22 protein-coding genes are annotated in these 20,214 nt (G+C 58.6%); 9 read left to right on the plus strand and 13 right to left on the minus strand.

What is annotated here, in order from left to right:
- Window positions 1-27: 27 nt before the first annotated feature.
- The 3 genes from BR48_RS0115160 to BR48_RS0115170 are packed head-to-tail and all read right to left on the minus strand — an operon-like array spanning window position 28 to window position 2,933.
- Window positions 28-1,230, minus strand: coding sequence for a sugar ABC transporter substrate-binding protein (locus tag BR48_RS0115160; protein WP_027232091.1), 1,203 nt, complete (start codon window positions 1,228-1,230; stop codon window positions 28-30).
- A 27-nt stretch (window positions 1,231-1,257) separates the two neighbouring features.
- A complete protein-coding gene (locus BR48_RS0115165; RefSeq protein ID WP_027232092.1) occupies window positions 1,258-2,244 on the minus strand; it encodes an alpha/beta hydrolase in 987 nt (328 codons plus the stop codon).
- Window positions 2,241-2,933 (minus strand): GntR family transcriptional regulator, encoded by a 693-nt coding sequence (locus BR48_RS0115170; protein ID WP_244506753.1) that lies wholly within the window; start codon window positions 2,931-2,933, stop codon window positions 2,241-2,243. The genes BR48_RS0115165 and BR48_RS0115170 overlap by 4 nt, the downstream gene beginning before the upstream one ends.
- 102 nt (window positions 2,934-3,035) lie before the next feature.
- Between BR48_RS0115170 and ugpC the strand changes: the two genes are divergently transcribed.
- Window positions 3,036-4,118: a sn-glycerol-3-phosphate ABC transporter ATP-binding protein UgpC gene (gene ugpC / locus BR48_RS0115175; protein WP_027232094.1), complete on the plus strand. Its 1,083-nt coding sequence runs from the start codon at window positions 3,036-3,038 to the stop codon at window positions 4,116-4,118.
- A 19-nt stretch (window positions 4,119-4,137) separates the two neighbouring features.
- Here the strand turns inward: ugpC and crcB (BR48_RS0115180) are convergent, their stop codons facing one another.
- A complete protein-coding gene (gene crcB / locus BR48_RS0115180; protein WP_027232095.1) occupies window positions 4,138-4,545 on the minus strand; it encodes a fluoride efflux transporter CrcB in 408 nt (135 codons plus the stop codon).
- A complete protein-coding gene (gene crcB, locus BR48_RS0115185) occupies window positions 4,542-4,943 on the minus strand; it encodes a fluoride efflux transporter CrcB (RefSeq protein WP_027232096.1) in 402 nt (133 codons plus the stop codon). Before crcB (BR48_RS0115185) ends, crcB (BR48_RS0115180) begins: the two co-directional genes overlap by 4 nt.
- Window positions 4,944-5,222: 279 nt before the next feature.
- On the opposite strand from crcB (BR48_RS0115185), the gene BR48_RS0115190 reads away from it, so the two are divergent.
- The 8 genes from BR48_RS0115190 (at window position 5,223) to BR48_RS0115230 (ending at window position 13,315) form a co-directional block, all read left to right on the plus strand.
- Complete coding sequence (locus tag BR48_RS0115190) at window positions 5,223-6,773, plus strand: DHA2 family efflux MFS transporter permease subunit (RefSeq protein WP_051615038.1); 1,551 nt, start codon at window positions 5,223-5,225, stop codon at window positions 6,771-6,773.
- Window positions 6,774-6,838: 65 nt separating this feature from the next.
- Complete coding sequence (locus tag BR48_RS25525) at window positions 6,839-7,183, plus strand: hypothetical protein (protein WP_051615040.1); 345 nt, start codon at window positions 6,839-6,841, stop codon at window positions 7,181-7,183.
- A gap of 42 nt (window positions 7,184-7,225) precedes the next feature.
- The gene (locus tag BR48_RS0115200; RefSeq protein ID WP_027232098.1) at window positions 7,226-7,906 is read left to right on the plus strand and encodes a superoxide dismutase; all 681 of its coding nucleotides are present in this window, start codon (window positions 7,226-7,228) and stop codon (window positions 7,904-7,906) included.
- Between the two features lie 316 nt (window positions 7,907-8,222).
- Entirely contained in the window at window positions 8,223-8,693 is a 471-nt protein-coding gene (locus BR48_RS0115210; protein WP_027232099.1) for a (2Fe-2S)-binding protein, read from the plus strand.
- Window positions 8,694-8,698: 5 nt separating this feature from the next.
- Window positions 8,699-10,897, plus strand: a complete 2,199-nt coding sequence (locus BR48_RS0115215) for a xanthine dehydrogenase family protein molybdopterin-binding subunit (protein ID WP_051615091.1) — start codon at window positions 8,699-8,701, stop codon at window positions 10,895-10,897.
- Window positions 10,898-10,935: 38 nt separating this feature from the next.
- Window positions 10,936-11,583, plus strand: a complete 648-nt coding sequence (locus BR48_RS0115220) for a VOC family protein (protein WP_027232101.1) — start codon at window positions 10,936-10,938, stop codon at window positions 11,581-11,583.
- 180 nt (window positions 11,584-11,763) lie between these two features.
- Window positions 11,764-12,267 (plus strand): acyl-CoA thioesterase, encoded by a 504-nt coding sequence (locus BR48_RS0115225; RefSeq protein WP_027232102.1) that lies wholly within the window; start codon window positions 11,764-11,766, stop codon window positions 12,265-12,267.
- A gap of 220 nt (window positions 12,268-12,487) precedes the next feature.
- Window positions 12,488-13,315, plus strand: a complete 828-nt coding sequence (locus tag BR48_RS0115230) for a Hint domain-containing protein (protein WP_027232103.1) — start codon at window positions 12,488-12,490, stop codon at window positions 13,313-13,315.
- Window positions 13,316-13,460: 145 nt separating this feature from the next.
- Here BR48_RS0115230 and BR48_RS0115235 read toward each other — a convergent pair whose 3' ends face one another.
- From BR48_RS0115235 to BR48_RS0115265, 8 genes are all read right to left on the minus strand, one after another.
- On the minus strand, window positions 13,461-14,744 hold the full coding sequence (locus BR48_RS0115235) for an alpha/beta hydrolase (RefSeq protein ID WP_036814629.1): 1,284 nt from the start codon (window positions 14,742-14,744) through the stop codon (window positions 13,461-13,463).
- 48 nt (window positions 14,745-14,792) lie between these two features.
- Entirely contained in the window at window positions 14,793-15,005 is a 213-nt protein-coding gene (locus BR48_RS24685) for a hypothetical protein (protein ID WP_036814631.1), read from the minus strand.
- Window positions 15,002-15,802 (minus strand): DUF2092 domain-containing protein, encoded by an 801-nt coding sequence (locus tag BR48_RS0115240; protein ID WP_051615093.1) that lies wholly within the window; start codon window positions 15,800-15,802, stop codon window positions 15,002-15,004. The genes BR48_RS24685 and BR48_RS0115240 overlap by 4 nt, the downstream gene beginning before the upstream one ends.
- 117 nt (window positions 15,803-15,919) lie before the next feature.
- Complete coding sequence (locus BR48_RS24690; RefSeq protein ID WP_051615042.1) at window positions 15,920-17,731, minus strand: adenylate cyclase; 1,812 nt, start codon at window positions 17,729-17,731, stop codon at window positions 15,920-15,922.
- 59 nt (window positions 17,732-17,790) lie between these two features.
- Window positions 17,791-18,120, minus strand: coding sequence for a hypothetical protein (locus BR48_RS26850; protein WP_027232106.1), 330 nt, complete (start codon window positions 18,118-18,120; stop codon window positions 17,791-17,793).
- Window positions 18,121-18,152: 32 nt separating this feature from the next.
- A complete protein-coding gene (locus BR48_RS0115255; protein WP_027232107.1) occupies window positions 18,153-19,172 on the minus strand; it encodes a DUF4105 domain-containing protein in 1,020 nt (339 codons plus the stop codon).
- 16 nt (window positions 19,173-19,188) lie between these two features.
- Window positions 19,189-19,758 (minus strand): OmpA family protein, encoded by a 570-nt coding sequence (locus BR48_RS0115260; protein WP_027232108.1) that lies wholly within the window; start codon window positions 19,756-19,758, stop codon window positions 19,189-19,191.
- Between the two features lie 27 nt (window positions 19,759-19,785).
- Window positions 19,786-20,190, minus strand: a complete 405-nt coding sequence (locus BR48_RS0115265; RefSeq protein ID WP_228020112.1) for a hypothetical protein — start codon at window positions 20,188-20,190, stop codon at window positions 19,786-19,788.
- Window positions 20,191-20,214 lie beyond the last annotated feature (24 nt).

Genomic DNA, 20,214 nt, shown 5'->3' on the forward strand with positions numbered 1-20,214 from the left:
GATCGGCCTCTTGAGAACCTTTCCGCGCTATTGCGCGAAAAGGGTCTCAAGCTGCTCCATCATCTGCTGCGAGGTGATCTGCCCCGTCAGCGCCTGCTGCATCGAGGTTTGCCAGGCGGTATTTACAAATTCAGCAGTGGCAGTGCTTTGCGGCAGGACATGCGCGAACGGGAGCGACTGCACAGTGGCATCGACGAAGCGGCGTTCATGCAGCGTCCAATGTTCCGCACCGCTCTTCGTTACGGTCATCTGGCCGGTCGCCTTGTTGAAGGCCACGTTGTTCTCGCCTTCCGCAAGGAACGAGATCCACTTCCACGCGGCATCCTTGACTTGCGATCCGGAGAAGATGGCCAGGGATTCGTCGCCATAGGAAGTCCACTGATTGCCGCCGCACTTCGGCACGGGGACAGCCGAGACCTTGTCACCCAGCGCCTTGACGAGATCGTTGGACGAGCCGATGTGGTGAATGGTCATTGCAGTCTTGCCGGCCTTGAAAGCCGCGACAATTTCCTGGAACCCGTCATTCGGCGCGGACGGCGGAATGACCTTGTCCTTCTGGAAGAGGTCGATGAGCCACTGGTTGGCCGCCACAGCTTCCGGTTTGGTCAAGCCGCCCGGTTTCAGTTCCGCACCCTGCGAGAACACGAACGTTCCCCACTGGTCCCAGCCGCCCTTGCCGCCGCGCAGGCCAAATCCATAGGTGTCGGGGGACTTTGTGAGCTTCTGTGCAGCCGTGCGGAATTCCTCGCATGTCGTCGGCGGGTTCAGGCCGGCTTCCTTGAAGAGGTCGGCGCGGTAGTAGAGGTAAAGCACCACATACTGGATGGGCAAGTAGTACTGCTGTCCATCGGGGCCCTTGTTGAGTTCAAGCAGATTGTCGAGAAGGTCAGCCTTTCCCGGCCAGGCGTTGATACGTTCGCCAAGCGGTTCGAGCGCACCCATTTCAGCAAGCCGCGGCTGGGCGAAGAGCTTGACCATGCCGGCATCGGGAGCATTACCCCCGACGAGCGATGTATAGAGATTGTCGTAATAGCTGTTCCAGGGAACGTTTTCGGCCTCGATCTTGATATCGGGGTTTTTGGCCTCAAACTTCTCCACGAGATCCGACATCGGATTTTCCGGATTGTCGAAGTGATACCAGAAGCGCACGGTCTCGGCGGCGTTTGCGCTCCCCATGGCGAGACCTGCGACGAATGCGCAGCTGACGCTGAGTTTCTTGAAAATGCTCATTGTGTCCTCCACTGTTGTTCTTCGAAATTAACGACTGCTCCGGATCATCCGACGGGCGGCCTCACCGGCAGCCGCGAGCGCCTCCCGTGCCGCGGCCAATTCATTGGTGTTCTGCAAAAATCCATGCGTGACGCCCGGCACGATCGAAACGGGGCTATCCCGGCCAGCTGACTTCAGCCTGTCGGCGAGAAGCAGGGTGTCGGAGAGCAGCGGATCGATGCCGGCAGCCAACAGATAAAGCGGCGGCAGGGCCTTTAGCGTGCGGTCGCTGGCGTGAAGCGGCGATGCCATCGGACCGCGGCGCAAATCCTCATCATGGCAGTACCAGTTCCAATAGCGCTGCATCTTGCCGCGCGTCAGTCCCGGGCCATCCGCGAATTGCTGATAGGAAGGCGTGGTGAAATCCGCGGTGTAGGTTCCGTAGAAGAGCAGCGCGCCCGCCGGGACCGCATGACCTGCTTCAAGTTCGTGAATCATGGCGGCAAGCGCGAGATTGGCGCCAGCAGAATCTCCCGAAACGAGCAGCGGCCCATCTTCGACGCCGACTGCCGCCGTTGCCGGAAATGCGGCGCGCAGGCAAGCGACAACATCATGCAATCCATTCGGATAGGGATGTTCGGGGGCAAGGCGATAGTCGGGTACGAGCACAGGCAACCCTGTTTCAATAGCAAGGACCCGCGCGCATCGCTCATGGGTTTGCGGACTGCAGAACGCGAAACCCCCGCCATGGACGAAGAGCACTGCGCCGGGCCCCGCACCTTCCGGTATAAAGACCTTCATCCTGCATTCTGCCGAGCCAAGGTGGGAATTGGCTTCGACCATGACTTCCGCTGCTTTGGCGACCGGCGGAAGGTTCACGTTATTACGTTCGTTGATGCGCTCGGATTGCGCCCGCCCCTCTGCAGGTGCAAGCAAGCTCGGATCAGGGAGTGGCCCAAGTTCCGCTTCGACGCGTGACATGATCATGCGCATCTCCGCCGAAAGTTCACTCGGAAATTCGTTTGAGGTGCTCATTGCTCGGCATCCGGGAACAGTGTGGGACCGAAATCGACGATGGTCGCGATGTGATGGTGCAGTGTCTGCGTTGCCGCCGCCATGTCCCCCTCGCCGATCGCTTCGATGATCACGCGGTGACGCAGGGCAGTCGCCATGAGGTCGCGCGTTCCTATGCTTCGCGAAATCTTGAAGCGGTGATTGTGGACGAGGCAGCGGTGCAGGATCGGATCGAGCGCAGGCAGGTCGGCGTCGCGGAAAATGCGGCGATGGAAGTCGCGATCTATTGCAGCGAGCTGCAATTCGTCGTCGGCCTTCGCCGCGTCAATCATATCTTCGGCCATGTCCTGCAGGTCGGGTATGAGGCTGCGGCTCTTGTGCCGCATCACCCGGGCCATGCCGTTGCACTCGATCTGCTGGCGGACGCGAAACATCTCCACGGCTTCATCCACGGTGCAGGCGGAGACCTGCGTGCCACGATGACCCTGACGCCGTACAAGTCCCTCCTCCTGCAATTGCAGGAGCGCTTCCCGTACGGTTCCCTGGCTGCACTGGAACCGCGCCGCCAGATCGAGTTCAGTCAAGGGTTCGCCTGCCCTGAGCTCGCCAAGCATGATGTCCCGTTTCAGCGAGGCAAACGCAACCGATGCCTTTGCGGCTAAAGGGCTCTGCGGCGTGCGAGCCAGGCGGCGGGACAGGGAGTCGGACACTGCAAGCCCTTTCTTGTTGTTGCAGACGACGCGAAATATCATTATTGATATTGATATCGATAATGAACGTCAATAGAGATAATGGGACGGAGGAATTTTCAAATGACAGCGATCAGCCTCGATAAGATCAAGAAGGTCTATGGCACCGTTCCAGTAATTCATGGCGTCGACATAACGATCGCAAGCGGCGAGTTTCTCGTGCTCGTCGGCCCCTCAGGCTGCGGTAAGTCCACGCTGTTGCGGATGATCGCCGGTCTCGAAGAGATCAGCGGCGGCGAACTGCGTATAGGTGACAAGGTGGTCAATGCGCTGCCGCCTTCAGACCGGGATATCGCCATGGTGTTCCAGGATTATGCGCTCTATCCGCACATGAGCGTCGAGGAAAACATGGCATTCGGCCTCAAGATGCGCAGCGAAGGAGCAAGCGAGATCAATACGCGCGTGTCGAGCGCCGCGGATATTCTCAAGCTTCAGGACTACCTAGCCCGGCGCCCGGCGCAGCTTTCCGGCGGCCAAAGGCAGCGCGTTGCCATGGGGCGGGCGATTGTGCGGCGCCCGAAGGCTTTCCTGTTTGACGAACCGCTGTCCAATCTCGATGCAGCGCTGCGCGTCGAGATGCGCCTTGAGATAGCCAAGTTGCATCGGCAGATGCAGGCGACGACGGTGTACGTCACCCACGACCAGGTCGAGGCAATGACCCTGGCCGATCGCATCGTCGTCATGAATGCCGGTCATGTCGAACAGATCGGCAAGCCGCTCGATCTTTATCGGAAACCCGCCAGCCTTTTCGTCGCCCGCTTCATCGGCAGCCCGACAATGAATACACTCGCCGTCGATGTTGCAGAATCCGCCGGCGAAGACCTGGTTGTTCAACTGCCTGCCGGGCGGGCAGCAATTACGGTTCAAGATCGATCCACCAGGAAGGCGAAAGCTGTTACCTTCGGTGTCCGCCCTGAAGACCTGACGGTGTGCGAGCCGGATGATGCATGGTTTTCCGGCGAGTTGGTCGTGGTTGAACGACTTGGCAGCCAGACGTTCGGCTATCTGGACGCCGGAACTGGAAAACTCATTACTGTAGAGTTTCCCCGCGTAGCCGAGGTCAATGTCGGTGACCGGATTTCGGTGAAGGGCGGGAGCGCCAAAGCTCACCTCTTTGACAGTCATAACGGACAACGCCTGAATTGAGCGCGTTATCTGCTGGCAATCACCTGTTGATACGGACAGCCAGCACATGACCGCACCAGGCTGCGGCGAGCGACAATGAAACGACGGCACCAAGATAGAGCGCGCCGGTAACGATGCTCGCATCGAGCATGAGCAGGTAAGAATCGAGGCTCATTGCGGAAAAGGTCGTGAAGCCGCCGCAAATACCGCCCATGACGAAAAGGCGCCCCGTCGCGCCAACGGGCCACCGTCCCTCGGGACCGGTCGACGTGGCGAATAGCATGATGATGAACGAGCCGACGACATTGACGAAGGTGGTGGTCCAAAGCACGCTCTGACCCAGTCCATCGACGATGACGACGCCCGCCAGAAAGCGCAGCAGCGAGCCAATCGCGGCACCACAGCCGACTGCGAGATACATCCGACCGACCTTCGTTTTTTCCGTCATCCGAGCAAACTGCCTGACCATTCGACAAGACGAAAACCGAGAGCCACGGCGAAGAGGCACAGGAGAGACGAGCCGACGACATTGAAGGCCGCACGACGCATTTCACCACTGAAGGCAAGGTAGAGGCTTTGCAGGCAGAATGACGACACGGTCGTATAGCCGCCCAAGAGGCCGACAACCACAAAATCGCGGAACAATGGGGCGGCAAAAAAACCGCTGGAGTTGCGTCCAAGCGCGGCGACGATCCCGATTATAAGCGCGCCGCTGACATTCACGACGAACGTTCCCCAGGGGAAATATTCATCGAATCTTCTGCCGACGAGTGTCGACAGATAGAGGCGCGCAATACCGCCGACAAACCCGCCGATGAGGACTAGGAGACAGGCTAAAGGACTCATCTGGGCGGTTCCGCGGTAGAAAGCAATGACGACGTGATATTGGTTCCCTGCCGTTTCTGCAATGGCGCCAAATTCGAGGCCCCCGTCCTTTAAACGCAGCGGGCACGTAGAGCGGTTAGCCCACCAAACGCATTCCAGATAAGAGATAGCTGGAACAAAGCTCTGCAACAGTGTCTTATAGGTGCGATTTGCCACCTTACTGGCGGCGTAGTCCCGATGCTGAACAGTTTGCATAGCGGCAATCCGTCAGTGGAGCGAAGACACTTTCGGAGTCATTTAATGTCGACACATGCCAGGTCTATCGCAGCTGCTACGGCGAGTACCTGGTTCGGCTTTGCCGCTTTGTGCATCGGCATGTTCATGGCGATCCTCGACGTGCAAATCGTCTCGACCTCCTTGCCAAATATCCAGAACGCGCTCGACATCGATCCCGATCAGATGAGCTGGATACAGACCGCCTACCTTATCGCGGAGGTGGTCGCCATTCCATTGAACGGCTTTCTCACGCGAACGCTGACGATGCGCTGGCTTTTCGTATGCGGCATCATTCTTTTTACGCTGGCCTCCGTCGGATGCGCCTTGAGCGGCGATTTCTCGGAGTTGCTTGCCTGGCGGATTCTCCAAGGTCTTGCCGGCGGCGCGCTTATACCGCTCATATTTTCGGCGGTGTTCATCCTGTTTCCGGGAAACCTGCAGGGTATCGCCACAACAGCGGCAGGCGTCGTCGCAGTCATGGCTCCTACAGTCGGACCGATGGTGGGCGGCTGGATCACCGAGGCATATTCCTGGCATTGGCTGTTTCTCATCAACGTCATCCCGGGGATCGTCGCAGCGGGTCTCGCGGCTACTTTGCTGCCGCGCGAAGCGACGAAGTTTCAGGAGATTCGGACGCTGGACGTCATGTCCCTGTTGATGATGGCGATTGGCCTCGCCGCCATGGAGATTGGTCTCAAGGAAGCCCCTAAGCGCGGTTGGACCGATGGCATCGTACTCGGGCTTGCCGTTGTAAGTGCCGCAACACTTGCCGGGTTTGTCCGGCGAACCTGGCGCAACAAGGTGCCTTTGGTAAACCTGCGAAACTTCAAGGAACTGAATTTTACGATCGGCTGCGCATTGAGCTTCATTCTGGGCTTCGGACTGTTCGGCTCGGTTTATCTGATGCCCTTGTTCCTGGCCTATGTGCGTGGCCACAGCGCCTTTACAATTGGAACCATGATGTTGGCGACGGGCGTCGCGCAAATCCTCGTCGCGCCGATAGCGGTTTTCCTCGAGCAGCGTATGGATGCGAGAGTCTTGACCGCCATAGGGTATGCTGTCTTTGCCATCGGTCTCGGATGCAGCGCCTTTCAGACGCCGGCAACCGACGGCGACGGCATGTTCTGGCCGCAAATCATACGCGGCGTTGCGATCATGTTCTGCATCTTGCCACCGACGCGTCTCGCACTCGGCAACCTGCCGCATCACCGCATTCCGGATGCGAGCGGCCTTTTCAATCTGATGCGCAATCTCGGCGGTGCCCTGAGCCTGGCCTTGATCGATACGGTGATCTACTCGCGTGCGGCCACGCACGGACTGGAGTTGGCCAACGGCCTTCTCATCGGCGATGCGAAGACCGCGGCGTTCGTCGGCATTCCGCTCGAGCAACTGCGCGGGGACGGCATGGCAGGGGCTGGCGCCGAGTTGATGTTCAGCCCATTGGTTGCGAAGGCTGCGCTGGTGCAGTCCATCAATGACGCCTGGGCGATGATTGCGCTGATCACCCTCGTCTCCCTTATCGTCGTGCCCTTTGCCCGGCCGATAAAGCGCGATCCCCACGGGGTTGCGACCTGAAGTCAATTGCGGAACCAACCTTCTCGCGGATCGTTGCTCAATATTCACGCGAGGAGGCGAACCCAATGGACGACAATACGATCACGGACGGCGAAGTGGCTGCGGATCAGAGCAAGACAAAGCCGAAAACCCGAAGCGCCGCCACTCGCAAAGACACAACCAAGAGCAAGGCTTCTCCACGCAAACAACCCGCCAGAAGTGCTGACTCCGGCTTGGCGGACTACGCCTCGTCCATGGCAACGACGGCTGCGCGGACGGTTCGCCGCCAGGCAGAGTCTGTCGCCGGTCCGGTGCGGCGCAACCCGGGACGAGCGGTGTCGGCGGTCGGCGCAATAGGCATTCTTGGATTTTTCCTCGGCGTGTTGGTCGGTCGCATGACAGCGGAGGATACGCGACGCCGCTGGTATTGAAATGCCGGAGCGCCAGCGTACGGACGGGCCAAGGAGGCAAGAATGAAATTCAATCGACGTAGCGTACTCGCACTGACAGCAGCTTCCGCTGCGACGACACTGTTTGCGCCTGCGGGACGCTCGTGGGCCGCTGCACCGTTCAAACAACCCGAACTGCCTTATGCCGAAGGCGCTCTGGCCCCGGCCATTTCGGCAAGGACTGTCGGACTCCATTATGGCAAGCACCATGCAGGCTATTTCAAGAAGCTGAACACGCTGGTGGAAAAGACGCCTTACGCCGACCTTTCGCTGGAAGAGGTCGTCGTTCGTTCGAAGAAACAAGGTGACACCGACATCTACAACAACGCTGCGCAGGCCTGGAACCACAACCTCTATTGGCAACAATTCAAGGGCGGATCGGCCGCGCCAAAGGGCGCGCTGCTCGATGCGGTAAAGACCAGCTTCGGCGGGCCGGACGAAATGCAAAAGAAAATGGTGGCCGAGGGCGACAAGGTCTTTGGAACCGGTTGGGTTTGGCTCGTCAAGGATGGCGACAAGCTGACAATCGTTGGGCTACAGGACGCTGGAACGCCACTCGCTGATGGCAAGAAAGCCCTCGTCGGGATCGATGTATGGGAACACGCCTACTATCTCGATTATGAAAATCGTCGCCCAGAGCATGTTGCTGCGGTTTTGAGCAAGCTCGTCAACTGGGACTATGTCAGCGAACAGTTTGCGGGATAAGCGTTCGAGCCGCTGTTCCGCGTTGTGATTGCGCGTCCAACTTTCGGCCATCATGATCTGCATCGGCTACAATGAAGCCGATGAAGCAAAAATCACGTGCGCTCCCCACCATACGAAGATCTGGTCAACCTCGCTGGTCTGGCCTAAGATGAACGTTTACGAGCACACGGTCTGAGGGGGTCTTTGCCCCCAAAATGGGGTTAGTTCGCGTACCTGCGTCTCAATCGCCTTCGCTTAACCCATACTAACAAAATCATAGCGTTCGCATATTATCGGCGGACTGCCCTGCCGATCCTCATAAACGGGAGAGTGCGCCATGGCTGTTGCCATCAAAATCAATGGAAATACCCACAGCGTCGACGTCGACGACGACACGCCACTTCTGTGGGTCCTACGGGATGTGTTGGGTATGACCGGCACGAAATTCGGTTGCGGGATGGCGCTTTGCGGCGCCTGCACCGTTCAGATCGACGGTGTCGCCACACGCTCCTGCATTACGACAGTCGATAGCCTTGGCGACTCCGAGGTGACGACGATCGAAGCGATCGGCTCGACTCCAGCGGGCGCCAAAATACAGAAGGCGTGGCTCGAGCACGAGGTTCCCCAATGCGGCTACTGTCAATCCGGCCAGATCATGTCGGCATCGGCGTTGCTGGCTGCCAACCCGAACCCGACGGACGCCGATATCGATGATGCCATGAGCGGCAATATCTGCAGGTGCGGTACCTATGTTCGCATTCGCGCGGCCATAAAGCTTGCAGCACAATCGGCCGGAAATGGAGGTTGACGACCATGACCATCGATCACGCCTTGACCGAAAGGGGTTCACGCCAGTCTCTGTTGCCGGCAAATCTCTCCCGCCGCAGCTTTCTTAAGGCAAGTGCGGCTATCGGCGGTGGACTTGTCTTGAGCCTGCACCTGCCATCATCAAGAAATACAGCGAGGGCGAGCAAAGCCGCAGGCTTCGTGCCAAACGCCATCATTCGCATTGATGGCAATGGCGAGGTTTTCCTGACGATGCCCTATGTCGAAATGGGCCAGGGCACCTATACTGCGATCCCCATGCTGATAGCCGAAGAACTTGAAGTGAGCCTGGACAAGGTTCACCTCGAACATGCGCCCCCGAATGAACAGTTTTATGCAAATCCGCTGCTCGGGGTCCAGGCCACGGGTAATTCGAACGCCATGCGGGGTGCATGGAAACCAATGCGGGAGGCGGGTGCAACCGCGCGCATGATGTTGGTTGCAGCGGCCGCCAAGGAGTGGAGTGTCGATCCGGGTACTTGCCGCGCGCAGGGCGGTGAGGTGATACACGATGAGACCGGCAAGCGACTGACATATGGAGCACTGGCCGGCGCGGCAGCGAACATGCCGGTGCAGAAAGATGTCGCGCTGAAATCGGCCGATAGTTTCACGTTGATAGGCAAGCCAATCAAGCGGCTCGACACGCCGACAAAGGTCAACGGCACCGCCATTTATGGCATCGATGTCCGGCCGCCCGGGGTAAAGATCGCAACGCTTGCGCAGTCTCCGGTCTTTGGCGGCAGGGTGAAGAGCCTCGATGACGCTGCCGCTCTGGCCGTTAAGGGCGTGCGTCAGGTTGTAAGGCTTGACGATGCTGTCGCAGTCGTGGCCGATCATATGGGCGCTGCAAAAAAGGGCATGGAAGCCCTGCAGATCGAATGGGATGACGGCCAGCACGCTTCGCTTGCCACCGAGGATATTGCCCGCGAGCTCGACAAGGCGACAATGAGCCCAGGTGCCGTTGCACAGAATATCGGCGAAGTGGACAAGGCCATGGGCAGCGCGGTCACGCGGGTCGAGGCGAGCTATCAGTTGCCGTTCCTGGCACATGCGCCGATGGAGCCGATGAATTGTACCGTGCATTTCCGCAAGGATGAATGCGAGATCTGGATCGGGAATCAAGCGATCGCGCGGGTTCAGGCGATGGCGGCGCAGGCGGCTGGTCTGCCGCAGGAGAAGGTCATTGTTCACAACCACCTGATCGGTGGCGGCTTTGGCAGGCGCCTTGAGGCGGATGGCGCGGTCCGCGCCGTGGACATCGCCAAGCAAGTCGATAGTCCGGTAAAAGTGGTATGGACGCGCGAGGAAGATATCCAGCACGACCTATACCGCCCCTACTGGTTCGATCGCCTTTCAGCTGGGCTCGACGACAAGGGTAGGCCAATTGCCTGGAAGAACCGGTTCGCCGGATCGTCCGTGATTGCGCGGTGGCTGCCCCCAGGCTTCAAGGATGGGCTCGATCCGGACTCGACCGAAGGAGCCATCGATCTCGTCTACGATTTGCCGAACTTTCATGTCGAATATGTGCGGGCGGAGCCTCCGGCCATTCCGACTGGATTCTGGCGCAGTGTCGGCCCCTCGCACAATGTTTTCGTAACCGAAAGCTTCGTCGACGAACTGGCTGCTGCGGCAAAACAGGACCCCGTTGCTTACAGGCGGGCGCTTCTCGACAAGTCGCCCCGCGCTAAGGCCGTTCTCGACCTTGCGGCCGAAAAAGCCGGATGGGGGAGCACGCTCCCCGAGGGAAGCGGACGCGGGGTTTCGCTGCAGTTTGTCTTCGGCAGCTACATGGCACAGGTTGCCGAGGTCGAAGTGGCGAAAGACGGCACTGTCCAGCTTCGACGCGTCGTCTGCGCGATGGATTGCGGCACCCCCGTCAACCCGAATACGATCGAGGCTCAAATCCAGAGCGGCATCATCTTCGGAGCGACGGCAGCACTCTATGGGGAAATTACGCTCAAGAACGGGCGTGTCGAGCAGACCAATTTCGACTCCTACCAGATGCTGCGCATCAACGAAGCACCGGCCATCGAGGTTCACATTATGGCGAGCACGGAACCACCGGGAGGGATGGGCGAGACCGGTACATCGGCAATCGTCCCCGCAATCGCCAATGCAATCTATGCAGCAACCGGGACGCGTCTGCGCAAGATGCCGGCAAATCCTGGTCTTCTGAAACGGGCGTAAGTTGAACGTCGCTAGCTTACCAACACGGGGAGGGAACTATGACAAATACGGGCGTGGACATGAAGTTGGAGATCGTCGTCATCCCTGTTTCGGACGTCGACAGGGCGAAGGAATTCTATTCAAGTCTCGGCTGGCGGCTCGACGCCGACTACCCTGCCGACGACTTTCGCGTCATTCAGTTCACGCCGCCGGGTTCGGGGTGCTCGGTCATTTTCGGTAAGAACGTCACTGCTGCAGCTCCAGGTTCAGTCAAGGGGCTCTATCTCATTGTTTCCGACATCGAGGCAGCGCGCACCGAGTTGATCGGCCACGGAGTCAAGGTCAGCGAAACATTCCACCATGCCGGCGACACCTATACCGGATCCGACGAACCCTACCTGTTTGGCAGTGTCCGGGTCAGCGGCCTTGATCCCGAACGGGGTACCTATCGTTCGTTCGCGTCATTCAGCGATCCTGACGGCAATGGCTGGCTATTGCAGGAAATCACGGCACGGCTGCCGGGGCGCGTCGACGCAGACAACACCTTGTTCAATTCCTCGTCCGAGCTTGCTGCCGCCTTGCGCCGGGCAGCAACCGCGCATGGCGAACATGAGAAGCGCGAGGGCGGCAAGCACGACGAGAACTGGCCGGATTGGTACGCCGAATACATCGTGCGCGAGCAGGCCGGGAAGGAACTGCCGCTTTAGCGAACCCGGCGCGAAAGCCCAACCCGCTCGGACGATGCGCAATCATACGCCACTTCAAATGGACGCCTGACGCATTTTGCGCCTGTCGAAGCTGCGTTGCGGCCCGAAAGCATTTCTTACATAGTGGCTTGCGCGCGCAAGTGGCCTCCCATGGACGCCACCATAAGGAGATGGGGAAATATGGGCGATCACACCGATACGAGTCATGTGGAGATGGTGGTCCTCATGACACCGGACATGGCGAATTTCAGCGGCAAGGTCCACGGCGGCGCTCTTCTCAATCTTCTCGACCGCGTCGCTTTCTCCTGTGCCTCGCGCTTTTCCAAGCAATATGCGGTGACTCTATCGGTAGACCAGGTGGTGTTTCGCCAACCCATCCTTGTCGGTGAACTCGTAACGTTCCGCGCCTCGATCAATTACGCGGGCCGAACCTCAATGGAAGTGGGCATTCGGGTGGAAGCGGAAGACATCCGCAGCGGCGTCCGCCGGCACACCAATTCATGCTACTTCACCATGGTGGCCGTGGATGAAGAAGGAAAGCCGACCGCCATTCCAGCGTATGATCCACAATCTGAGATCGCAAAGAGACGATTGCGGGCAGCGGAAACGCGGCGGAGCCTGCGCCGCGAGTTCGAGACGCGGTTCAAGGAGGCCGCTTCTTCTGAAAGCGCTGGCGAGGGCTAGCGCCGCCAACCCTTCTTCCGCGTCGTCCTCAGGGGACCCCCCCGCTACTTCCAAAGTAGTATGATTTCTCTCGAAGTGCATATTTTTCAAGCAATTGCTACGCCTAATTCATCAGCTGGCAAGCACTAACCATGAGCGTTTCTGGCGCCCGCAGTTCATGTAGGATGATCTTGGGCCAATATCGGTAGAAACCGCACCAATAACAAAATGGAGGGGCATGATGTCATCAGGTAAAAGACAAAATTCACCGCACAACCGAGCGCGAAGACATTTCCTTGGCGTGGCGGGTGCAATCACAGCAACAGTCGTTGCTTCTTCGGCGGCGGACGCGATGGGTCACAAGACCTGGAGAAGAGGAGGCAACAAGGGCTCCGGATCGGGTTCAGGCTCCGGTTCCAGCGGCCAGAATTGCTTTCTGCGCGGCACTTCGATCATGACGCCGACAGGCGAGGCGGTGATCGAGGAACTCAAGGTGGGTGATCTGGTGGTCACAATGCGGGGCCATGCAGTGCCCATCAAATGGGTCGGGCATCAACGCTACAAGAACGGCGGAAAATCCTGGCATGAAAGCGTTGTTCCCATCAAGGTTTCGCGCCATGCGCTCGACGATCGTACGCCGCACAAAGACCTTTACCTCTCTCCCAACCATGCGCTCTATATTGATGGCGTCCTTATCCGCGTGAAGGACCTCGTAAACGGGGCTACTATTGCTCCTGCTACTCCCAGCCGCGGCGAGGTGCTCGACTACTACCATATCGTACTGGATACCCATGAAGTGATCCAGGCGGAAGGGTTGGCTGCCGAGACGCTTCTCGTCAGGGAAAGCAATTATGAGCACTTCACCAATTTCGCGGATTACAAGCGCCTATATGCCAACGAAGCGCCTGTGGCCATGACGCCATTTGCACCGATCGTCGGTTACGAGGGTGGCCGCGAACACCTCAAGGCACTGCTCCGCATCTGGGCTTCGCCGTTCGTCAAGGTAAGCGATCCGATCGAAAAGGCCTATCAGAGGATTGCAGCGCGGGCCGATCAGCTCGTCAGCTGATCCTGACCGCTGAGGGGCGGCATCTGACCGCCCCCTAGCCTTTGCCAGCGCCATATTTGCCAATGCGACGGCCGGCTCCGTCTAGCTGACCAACAGGATCTGTTCAGGAGCAGGGAGCGAACTATCCGGCCTGCTCCAGATGGGCTCAGTCGCATCTCCTTGTCGAAGCAAGGCCGGCGCTGCAGTCCCTGGCAGGCGCTTTCTTCGTCGTGGTGTTCTGCGACACCCCAAAGGTCCCGCTGAGCTGATCCCCGTAATTGTCTCGCGTTGCTTGATCGACAACCGCGACCGGGGCAGCCAATATCAATCCGGCAGCGCCGCCTGCGGCGGCTGCCGTTCCGGTTGTCGCGGCGAGAATCTGATCGCCGAGACCTGTCTTGCTGTCGGTCAGCGTCTGGCCCTCGGAAATGCGCTGGCCGATGAGTTGCACAATCTCCGGTGATTCAGCAAACTTCGAGTGGTGGAGATCGTCGCCGGCCTTGATCTTGGTGAGATCGATGACGGCGATCTTGTTGTTCTCGAGTTCTGCTTTGTAAGGCGCCTGCTCGGGATCGATCGACCCAAGCCGCGGAATGTCCCCCCAGATACGCCGCGATAGCGCCAAAGCGCGATCATCGCGCGACACAAACAGTGTGAAGCGGGGATGCTGGCTTCCCATGTCGGCAATTTGCGACCGGAAAACGTCGACATCGACATCGGGTGCCGCCAGCATCACATTGGTGAATTTCGCAGGCAGCTTGCCATTACGGATCGCCATCTGGCGGAGAGACTCGAGTGCGAGCCAGTTTCCCATCGAATGCGCCAGCACGGAGACTTCCTTAACCTCTGGATCCCGCGCCAGATACTGGAACAGGTTTTCGAGGGCATTGCGCGTGTAATTGGTGCTTTCCCGATCGTAGCCATAGGCGAGAAGGCTTCCGCGCGAGGGCCATGTCACAAGTATCGGCGCACTATGAACGCCCGAATCCTTTACGATCTGCGCAAAGCGGAAAACGGAACTTTCGAACCTGTTGTTAAACCCATGGACAAATACGAGAACGCTGCGATCAGGGGATTTTCGGACCCCCGTACGGAGCCATTGCTTGGCTTCATCCAGGGTCAAATCATCTGTCTTCAGCGTCGCAAAATCTGTTGCCGGGTTGGGAGGAAGTCGCTTCGGCCAAGCTACTTCACCCTCCTTGCGCACCGTCTTTGGCGGGATCGAAACCGTGATGTCAGCAAATGCCGGCGCGAGCCCCCGCTCGCCGCTGAACATCTCGCCGGGGTTGGTGGAGCGCTTGCGGGTCGTCGTGACGAGCATATCGACCTGACTTGCTGCTGGCGCGGTCTCGGCAACCGGCGCCAGCACGTTTTTCGGATGGCTCGCACAACCTGAAGCGAGAATGGCCAACAATAGAATGAACGCCCCATATCGACGTTCAGAACGCATGACTTTTTTACACAACTGCATCAGATGGCACCGCTCCCACTCATGGCCTTAACAATAGTACACGCCGACGGCACAGCGGCGAACTGTTCGCCGGGCGACTCCTGCTACACTCACAGGCGTGAGCGGACGTCCGATCCTGGCGTCGGCGGGCGTAACGAAACCGGATATGCCCGGGACCGACAATTCGAAACCGGCTTCCAACACGAACAGCCCGACGATCGCCGTCAATACGACTATCCTCAGCTTCCTTGAGGTTTTCATTTGCTGCCTCCTACGGCGAAGTGTTGTGGAAGTTCGTCGATATCGCCCAATTTCTTGAGATCGACCTGCTTGGCATCCGTGGCGTTCTTGAATCCGAAGTCAGCTGCCGAGATGTCTGTCCCCGTCTTCCAGTCGCTGATCTGAATGCTGTATTGCGGCCCCTGGTCTACCTTTTTCGCCGTGATGACATATCTGCAGGGATAAGGATGGTCGCCCTGGGCAATCCAGATCTGCCAGTCAACCTCCTTGGCCCGGAACGCAAGATGATCGCATTCGGTCCCGCCGATTACGCCGCTCCCGAGGTCCTTCACATTCGTGACATCCCGCATCAGTTCATCGTAGACGTTCGGCAGAAGCAGGTCGGCGCCGGGCACAGGACGATGCAGTTTATCCCGCAGTTCGTCGATGAGATGATCGATGCTGCCGGGCGAATCCACTTGCGTATATACATTGGCATCCTTGCCAAACAGGGTCACCGTCTTGCCATCGAAGGTCATTTCCACATTGGCGAATCCGCCATGCCGCGTCGCACGGATCTTGTCGGGACGGTCGAGTTCGATCGTTCCGGAACTTGCCAGCAGGAGTTTCTGGTGTTCCTTGGTGACGACCTCGAGATTGGTGTCGTAATTGAACGAGATCTGCTTTTGCGCCGTGACGTACTCGGACATTGCCTTGAGCAATTTCTTGGCGTCCGCCTCGTCGGCACTTGCCGCGGATAATGTTGCCGCTACTGCATAGAGCGCCACCGCCGCTACCGACAGGGTTGTCGCAGCGAACCGCTTAACGTTTCGAGCCATCTTCTGCATTGAAGCATCCCTCCCTGTTTCGCCCGCTTGAGCAGGCAGGAACAACACTATGCGCTGTGATGCCATTAAGCTCGTAGTATCGGGTATGTTACCCCCCGCGCCACGCCACTACCGAGATGGAGCAGACGCAGCCGCCGGCACCGCGCCCGCCGCTGCTTCTGCGCCGGGCGGCAGCAGCAGCCCTGCCTTGCGAATGCCTGCGATCATGCGGGCCTGATCATTCGGTTGAATATTGCGGAGCTTGAGTTCGGTTACGAGGTTTGGAATGAACCCCGGGCGCATGGCGACGAACGTGTCGCCTTCTCGTTTTGCCTCATCCATCATCCCTTTTTCTGCGTAGATGACGGCAGCAACCAGATGAAAGAGGGGAAATTTCTCGAGGTTCGCCTGACGGATTTCGATAAGCGCCGTATCGTAATCTTCGAGCATATAGGCAGCGAGGGCGCGATTGCCGTGGTAGTAGCCGGCACCGCCGGGATTGAATGCGAGTGCCTGGTCAAGGACCTGTGCGCCTTGCTTCCATTCGCCGCCCATGGCGAGGCGGACCCCGTATTCACCCATCAGCTCAGTGTCGTTGGGATTGATGGCAAGCGCCTCTTCGCCCACGCGCATCGATTCCGCCAGTTGCTGATTGAAGAACAGAGCGGTCATCAGCGCCTGGAGGGCCCGGCTGTTGTCAGGCTCGAGTTCGACGGCGCGCCGGGCGGCCTGTAACGCACGTTGGAGTGCGGGTTGCGAATTCGATCGAGGATTGTAGCCGAATCGATCCTCGTCCAGATAGACGATCGACAGCATTGCCCAGGCTGTTGCATAGGTCGAATAACGCGCAACAGCTGTTTCCAGGCACGCGCGGACATTGGCGTGGCGTTCAACGCTGAGCTCGGCGCGGTAGGCATAGAAGCGAAGGGTGCACCCGTACGCGTCGAGATCATCTGGCGGCGGATTCGCCGTATTGACTTGCGTGATTATGCCGTATGGCTGGGCTATGGCTTTCGCGACCTTGTTTGCGACATCGGTCTGGATGGCAAAAAGGCCACGTGAGCGAAGATCATCCTCATAAGTGTCTGACCAAAGAATAGCATTTGTCGCTGTATCGATAAGCCGGGAAGTCACTCGCACGCGATCGTCGGATATACGCACGCCCCCGGTCAGCAGGTATCGTGCCCCGAGCTTGCCGCGTATATGCGACGCGTCCACGCCGGTTGGCAAAGCCTCGGATGTTTCCCGCCCAAACACTTTGAGTTCCTTGAAGCGGGGCAGCGCCGTCAACAGCTCTTCCGTCAGCCCCAGCGCATAAAGATTGGCCTGTGAGCTCTCGCCGAGATTGGCAAAGGGCGCGACGACGAGCGACGGTTCATTCGGAACCGACGTGAATGAGGCGCCTGGATCGAACACCGTGCGGGCAAACGTCCAGTAACCGAGTAATGCAATTGCAATTGCAGCCGCGAGCATCCACGCAGCCAGCCTACCGGGGCGGGCGAACAGGGATTTCGGAGGAGCCACGACGGGAGCAACGGCAGGCTCTGCCACCGTCCCGGCTTCGTTCCAGGAGAAATACGGGACGTACTTGCCCTTTGGTATATCGATCCTTACCGGATCATCCTTGCCGGCGATCAGATAATAACGCTCAAGCGTACGGCGCAGACGGCCCGCCTCGATCCGTACAACCGGATCGTCCTGGTTAAAGCCTTCGTCGCGATTGAAAACCTCAATGGCGATGGAATAGCCCTTGATGCGCTCGGCACGCCCTGCAAGCGTCTCTTCAACGACGTAGCGAAGAAAGGCATGCGCATGTCCTGCATTGGGGAATTCAGGACTGGCAATCATGCGATCCAATTGGGCGCGGATATCCTCCGGAGCGGGCGGCACGCGTTGTGCGCCGGCTGCCTGTTCAGTCCGGGCCTCCATTTGGTCCTGCATTCTTTCATCCCCCGATGAACAGAAACCACCCGCATCTTCTAGTTGTATGCTACGGTAACCTACTCCCCAAATGCCTCCCCGTCCACGATAGTAAGTTCGAAACTCCTTTTGCTCCGGAAAGGGAGCTCTTTGACATGGATAGAGGGGTAGTGGCTGCGAAAAGGCGATTTCCTTTCCGAGGTCAAGCGATAGAGGAACGTGCCGCCCGCGATGATGAGTTCCGCGAACTGTGTGCCGATTTCGCGGACGCGGAGGTGGAACTGTGCCGTTGGGAGCAATCGACGGAGCCAAAGCGCAATGAGCGTTATGCCGAGTATCTGCAACTCGTGGACGACCTTGCAAGCGAGATCGGCGCGGCGCTCGATCGTGCGGCCATCATCCCGTTCCACAGACGTGGGCCCCGAACCTGACAGCCTCGCGCTCAGTTGGCGTTCTTTTCCGCCGGCGATGGCACCCCGACCCGAATGAGGCGGGAAAAATCCTGCGACAAGCCGGCGGCATTTGCCCGCTCGTCGATATGAGCGCGGGCACGCAAATCTGCGAGCGAATAGCTTTTGTCGAGCGCCCCGTGGACGTAAGCATATTCAGGCAAATAGCCATTGACGATCAACCGCCAGTCGAAAGGGACGACGTCGCCGACGGCACGCATCATCTTGACGACCGTCGTCGTACAGTTCGTCGTGATCGAATTATAGAATTCCGGTGACGTCGACAGGGCGTTGGCATCGGCAACGTATTCGAGAAGCAGCGCTCTTGCGGCCGCCGGTCCCGCCCTCAGGCGGTAAATCTGCACATCCTCGCCGCGAAAATTCGATCTGACGCCAATTACGTCGCGCTCGTCGGCCGCGATGATGACGAGAGGATCACTCTTGAATAGATCAGCTATCGGCGAGAACGCGCCGCCCACACGCCGCTTTACCTCAATCGACCATGCAACATATTGATCCTGCTCGAAACCAAAACTCATTATGACATGCGCAATATTGGGATTGCCCCAATAGGACATGAAAAGATCAGCGGTCTGGAGTTTGCTGAGGTCGTAGCTGCGGGTCGACCAGCGTTCGACGAAATCCGTCTTGCCGCGCCATTCGAATTCGCGAACATTTGTTAGCGTCAGCACATTGCCATCCATCGTGCCGGTTACCTGCCGCGACACTTCAGGTGCCCAATCTGCCTGGGCCGGCGGTCGTATCGTGCTCCACCAAAGTAATAGGGCCGCGAATGCGATCAGAAAGGTGGCAAGGCCGCGAAACATCCTGCGCGTGAACATGGCAATGATGGCTACGATGCCGAGAATGGCGAAGACGCACCCCGCAAGCGCGCGTAGATATTCGGGTCCCGGCAGGCGGTACCAAAGCGCGAGCGCCGCCCATGCCGTCGCCAGCACAATGACCAGCGACAGGATGGTTGCGATCAGAATGCGCGCTACAAGCCGCAACAAGCCCCCTTCGCTGGCACTATTTCACCATGCCAAGGTTGATCAGCTGGACCCGGCGGTTTGACGCTGCCTTCGGATTGGCGGCATCGACCGGCATTTCCTGGCCCACGCCCACAGCATAAAGTCGATCGGGCGAAACGGCAAAAGTTGTGGTCAATGCCTCCCGGATCGCGTCTGCCCGTTCCTGGCTGAGCTTTAGGTTATGCCTTGCATCACCTGTCGAACTTGTGTGCCCGACGACGAGGAACTTGTAGAACATCAGGTTCGGATGATGCAGCGCATCGGCAATAAGTCCGACCGTCCGGTACGACTGCGGCTCTATCGCGACGGAATCGTTCTCGAAGTCGATCTCGACAAGCAATTGCGCGAGATGAGTGAGTTGGCTCCAGTTCGGCTGGTTCGCCACCCCCTTGCCGACATTGGCGTTCGCTTCTTCCATAAGCAGTGCGATATCGATCGCCGGTGCCTCGGACGATACCTGGCTCAAGCTGGTAACGAGCTGGCGGTCGGTAAGCTGCTGCGCCGCGACAGGACCGGCAGCGAGCAAGAGGCCAAGCGCCAGGCCGGCGCGCAGTCGATGAACAAGCATTCTTTGTCTCCCTAAGCCGCGCATGGTTCAACGCCATCCCGCATCGGTAATCGCCTGGTTGCACTTTCCGTTGTCGATCCGCTTCGTCTTCAAGAGACAGGCGAGAATATTGCCTTCGCCCTTCACGCCCTTACAGAACTCGGCAGCGTCATGTTCGCAGAGCTTGAAAAAACCAGTCTGCGCGGCTTGCCGCTGACTGATCGAGGCAGTGACCGAAGTCAGCGTGGAGGTGCAGGTTGGCGAAACCTTCGCCTCGTTTTTCTGCAGGCAGTCCTGAATGCGGTTGTTGCCAAGGTTGAGACCGCTGCAAAGCTTCTTGATATCCTTGCCGCAGTCCTTGGCAAGCGCACTGACCGCATCGGCGTAGCTGATCGTATCCGCTGAGCTGATCCCGGCCATGAAAAGCGTCACGATTGCCACCGCTCCGCTCATGAGGCGTAGTCTCTTCATCACAAA

This window comes from Phyllobacterium sp. UNC302MFCol5.2 (assembly GCF_000686005.1).
GTDB lineage: Bacteria > Pseudomonadota > Alphaproteobacteria > Rhizobiales > Rhizobiaceae > Phyllobacterium > Phyllobacterium pellucidum.

Bases quoted from the DNA above. Each gene is read 5' to 3' on its own strand.
- BR48_RS0115160 (WP_027232091.1), bottom strand. From the start codon at position 1,230: ATGAGCATTTTCAAGAAACTCAGCGTCAGCTGCGCATTCGTCGCAGGT.
- BR48_RS0115165 (WP_027232092.1), bottom strand. From the start codon at position 2,244: ATGAGCACCTCAAACGAATTTCCGAGTGAACTTTCGGCGGAGATGCGC.
- ugpC (WP_027232094.1), top strand. From the start codon at position 3,036: ATGACAGCGATCAGCCTCGATAAGATCAAGAAGGTCTATGGCACCGTT.
- crcB (WP_027232095.1), bottom strand. From the start codon at position 4,545: ATGACGGAAAAAACGAAGGTCGGTCGGATGTATCTCGCAGTCGGCTGT.
- crcB (WP_027232096.1), bottom strand. From the start codon at position 4,943: ATGAGTCCTTTAGCCTGTCTCCTAGTCCTCATCGGCGGGTTTGTCGGC.
- BR48_RS0115190 (WP_051615038.1), top strand. From the start codon at position 5,223: ATGTCGACACATGCCAGGTCTATCGCAGCTGCTACGGCGAGTACCTGG.
- BR48_RS25525 (WP_051615040.1), top strand. From the start codon at position 6,839: ATGGACGACAATACGATCACGGACGGCGAAGTGGCTGCGGATCAGAGC.
- BR48_RS0115200 (WP_027232098.1), top strand. From the start codon at position 7,226: ATGAAATTCAATCGACGTAGCGTACTCGCACTGACAGCAGCTTCCGCT.
- BR48_RS0115210 (WP_027232099.1), top strand. From the start codon at position 8,223: ATGGCTGTTGCCATCAAAATCAATGGAAATACCCACAGCGTCGACGTC.
- BR48_RS0115215 (WP_051615091.1), top strand. From the start codon at position 8,699: ATGACCATCGATCACGCCTTGACCGAAAGGGGTTCACGCCAGTCTCTG.
- BR48_RS0115220 (WP_027232101.1), top strand. From the start codon at position 10,936: ATGACAAATACGGGCGTGGACATGAAGTTGGAGATCGTCGTCATCCCT.
- BR48_RS0115225 (WP_027232102.1), top strand. From the start codon at position 11,764: ATGGGCGATCACACCGATACGAGTCATGTGGAGATGGTGGTCCTCATG.
- BR48_RS0115230 (WP_027232103.1), top strand. From the start codon at position 12,488: ATGTCATCAGGTAAAAGACAAAATTCACCGCACAACCGAGCGCGAAGA.
- BR48_RS0115235 (WP_036814629.1), bottom strand. From the start codon at position 14,744: ATGCGTTCTGAACGTCGATATGGGGCGTTCATTCTATTGTTGGCCATT.
- BR48_RS24685 (WP_036814631.1), bottom strand. From the start codon at position 15,005: ATGAAAACCTCAAGGAAGCTGAGGATAGTCGTATTGACGGCGATCGTC.
- BR48_RS0115240 (WP_051615093.1), bottom strand. From the start codon at position 15,802: ATGGCTCGAAACGTTAAGCGGTTCGCTGCGACAACCCTGTCGGTAGCG.
- BR48_RS24690 (WP_051615042.1), bottom strand. From the start codon at position 17,731: ATGCAGGACCAAATGGAGGCCCGGACTGAACAGGCAGCCGGCGCACAA.
- BR48_RS0115260 (WP_027232108.1), bottom strand. From the start codon at position 19,758: ATGCTTGTTCATCGACTGCGCGCCGGCCTGGCGCTTGGCCTCTTGCTC.
- BR48_RS0115265 (WP_228020112.1), bottom strand. From the start codon at position 20,190: ATGAGCGGAGCGGTGGCAATCGTGACGCTTTTCATGGCCGGGATCAGC.